This is a genomic window from Mesobacillus sp. (assembly GCF_049588175.1).
Taxonomy (GTDB): domain Bacteria; phylum Bacillota; class Bacilli; order Bacillales; family Cytobacillaceae; genus Mesobacillus.
The window spans coordinates 1-3,368 of record NZ_JBAVFI010000360.1; the positions used below are offsets into that span (position 1 = coordinate 1).

Annotated in this window: 2 protein-coding genes; both read left to right on the top strand. The window is 42.0% G+C overall.

Annotation, left to right across the window (positions count from 1 at the left end; genetic code table 11):
* On the top strand, window positions 1–2,173 hold a 2,173-nt coding region (locus WB217_RS08925), incomplete at its 5' end, for a PQQ-dependent dehydrogenase, methanol/ethanol family (protein ID WP_423992653.1).
* Window positions 2,174–2,440: 267 nt separating this feature from the next.
* Window positions 2,441–3,368, top strand: a 928-nt coding sequence (locus WB217_RS08930; RefSeq protein WP_423992655.1) for a heme-dependent oxidative N-demethylase family protein, incomplete at its 3' end; no start/stop codon positions are given.

A 3,368-nucleotide genomic window follows, 5' to 3' on the forward strand; every position in this document is an offset into this window, starting at 1 on the left:
GTTGAAGGAACATCAAAGCAATAAATTTAATGTTATATGGTTAACTGGGGTATTTATCGTCGTCATTCTATTTTTTATTTATTTCACCACATTGAATGATAAAGAAAAAGCGGATAACAAGATTGAAAAAAATGATTCACCTCAAACATCTGAGGTGGCTGAAAAGGATCAGTCAATCCCGGAGTTTGAAGCAAAGGAATTGACAGCTGCACCAAAAGATAATTGGGTTACAAATGGCGGAAATACCTATAATCAGCGGTATTCGACTCTGGATGAAATCAATGCTTCCAATGTGAAGGGGTTAAAGGGGGAATGGATCACTTCTCTTGGATCAGGTTTTGAGTTTAAGTATTCAGGAGAAGCTTCTCCCGTCGTTTACAACGGTGTCATGTATATCATCACCGGTGCCGATGAAGTTACTGCTATTAATGTAAAGAATGGAGAGAAGCTGTGGACCTATAAGCCAGATATTGAAGATTTGGACACTGTTTGTTGTGGTTGGACAAGCAGGGGTGTGGCAATCGGCGATGGAATGGTATACGTAGGTCTGTTAGACGCAAGGCTTGTGGCTTTGGACCAAAAAACAGGCAAAGAGGTTTGGACAACAAAGGTAGAGGATTGGAAAAAGGGCTATACAATTACAAGTGCACCACTTTACTATAATGGAAAAGTATACACTGGACTAGCTGGCGGTGAATACGGAATAAGAGGCAGAGTCACAGCCTTTGATGCTAAAAATGGAAAGGAACTATGGCGATTCTACACGATTCCGGGTCCTGGAGAAACCGGCCACGAAACTTGGCCAAGCGACAATGAATCGTGGAAACATGGAGGAGCGCCAGTTTGGCAAACTCCAGCAGTGGATCCTGAATTAGGACTTCTATACTTTTCAACGGGAAATGCCGCTCCCGATTTGGATGGAAGCAAGAGAGAGGGAGACAATCTTTTCTCATCTTCCATTGTGGCAATTGATGCGGAAACTGGAAAATACAAATGGCATTTCCAAGAGGTCCATCATGATATTTGGGATTTAGACTCACCGAATCCTGTCGTGTTATTTGATGTAGAAAAGGATGGAAAGAAGAAAAAAGCTCTTGCTCAAGCAGGTAAAACAGGTTGGGTTTATATTCTCGATCGCACAAACGGAAAACCTTTGGTAGGAATTGATGAAAAACCAGTACCACAGGAGGAACGTCAAAAAACATCGCCAACTCAGCCAGTTCCTAAAGGTGACTCATTCGTGCCACAGGAAGTAACTGAAAATGATGTGAAAAAGGACATAAAAGGGTATAAAGGTGAGCTATTTGGCAAGATTTTCACGCCTTACTGGGAAGAACCAATTCTGGTGAAACCGTCAACCTTCGGAGGAGCCAACTGGCCGCCATCTGCCTATAATCCTGAAACAGAGTACTTCTACGTATTGGGTACGGACCAGTACTCCACTTTTACAAGAAGTGAAGAGGAATTTGAAGAAGGCAGCATCTATCTAGGAAGCATCATTCAGCCGATCCAGGACGCACCTTTAAGAGGCACTGTGACTGCGATTGATGTTAAAACAAATAAGATCGCATGGCAGAAGAAATGGGATGCAACAGCCTACAGCGGAGTTCTTACAACAAAAGGAGGTCTGGTCTTCGTAGGGCATAATGACGGAAGGCTGATCGCTTATGATGCAAAATCCGGTGAACAGGTTTGGGAATTCAAGACGGATGCCGGTGTCAATGCGGCACCAGTGGCGTATGAAGTTGACGGGAAGGAGTATATAACGGTTCTTGCTGCCGGAAACTCTTTAGCAGGGTCGAAGCATGGAGATTCGCTCTGGACCTTCTCCCTCGATGGGAAAATTGAATCGGGAACGAAACCGAAAAAACCTGAAAAACAAGATGATAAAACAGATAAAGATCAAGCTGGAGACGGTACTGAGGGAAGCGCCGTCGATGGTAAAGAGGTTTATAAAGGAAACTGTCTAGCCTGTCATGGAGAGGGCGGAACAGGCGGCCATAATGGCCCTGATTTACAGATTAGCAAGGTAGCCCATGACCCCGATAAAGTCATGGAACGAGTGAAAAACGGCGGCACTGTCATGCCAGCGTTCGGAGACATTTTGTCCGAGGAAGAAATAAAGGCTGTAACGAAGTATATCACGGAAGTAGTCGCCAAAAAGGATAAATAACAAATAGAAACTGACCAGCCATTAAGGCTGGTCAGTTTTTGTTTTACATGATATATGGGGGCGAAACATAGGTGCTAAAGGATATTGAAAAGACAAAAATGTCTCATAGAGGAACTCTAAAGGACAAAAATTGTAACTGGTCAGAAAATTGTCTAATAGATAGGCTTTATGTAGTTTCGAAAGAGTATTGGATTTTCAAGTGCTATCATCGCTGTTTTTTTGTATAGTATAAGTAAATGAAAAATTCTGAAAACAGGTGAATTTATGATGACAAATGAGGATGTATCTTCTTTTCCTTACCCCTTTGGGGATAGTGATGTCTACAGATACTCGAATAATGCCGCTCAATTAAATCCGCCGAATTCAATTGAGCTAACAGACGGCTATTTAGAAGAAATCAATCTAAAAAGAGAGCTGCTATCCCACCATCCTGAAAGATGCTACCATTCGTTACCGCATACGTTGGATGCGCAGTGGGAAGTGGTTGATTTAATAATGGATCATCTAGTGACTTATTATCCTGATAAATTCACATTACAAAAAGTAGATAATAAGAGGGTATTTTTCAACCTCCAGACAAAAGAAAAATCCGCCTTTACATTTGGTGACAATTCAACTCTTGAAGTGGAGCCTTTAGATTTCATTGGCCGACATGTTCAAGAGGATTTGATCTTGATGATGCAACGGGATGGCAACCTATTTTTAGACGCTGGTCAGCTTTGCTTTCCGGCAAATTGGTCCTTGTATTTTGACCTGGGTATGTCTTTTAAAGAAATACATTCTCCAATTCCCGGTTTTCGAGATGATTCCCTGGATGATCGAATTCTGCAATTTTTAATGCGAATCGAGGCAGGTACTCCTTGGGGGAGGAAAAACTGGTCGCTCATGGCAGGTAACCGATTAGATACATCACTTGAAACATTTTCAGAATGGGGTCAGGCCAGGAAGCAGGTAACAAAGGAAAATGCGGGAGAACTCGTTCATTTAAGAGTAGAGGTTCAAAAGCTTTTCCGTCTGCCAAAAAGCAACGGTATTTTATTTACCATCCATTCACACTTGCTGCCTTTAGAAAGGTTCATTCAGCATTCCCCTTGGCTAGAACAATTTTATTCGATTCTCCATGAACTCCCGGACTTTATTGCAGACTATAAAGGTATTTCTCTTTATCGAAAAAAGGTACTTGATTATCTAGAAG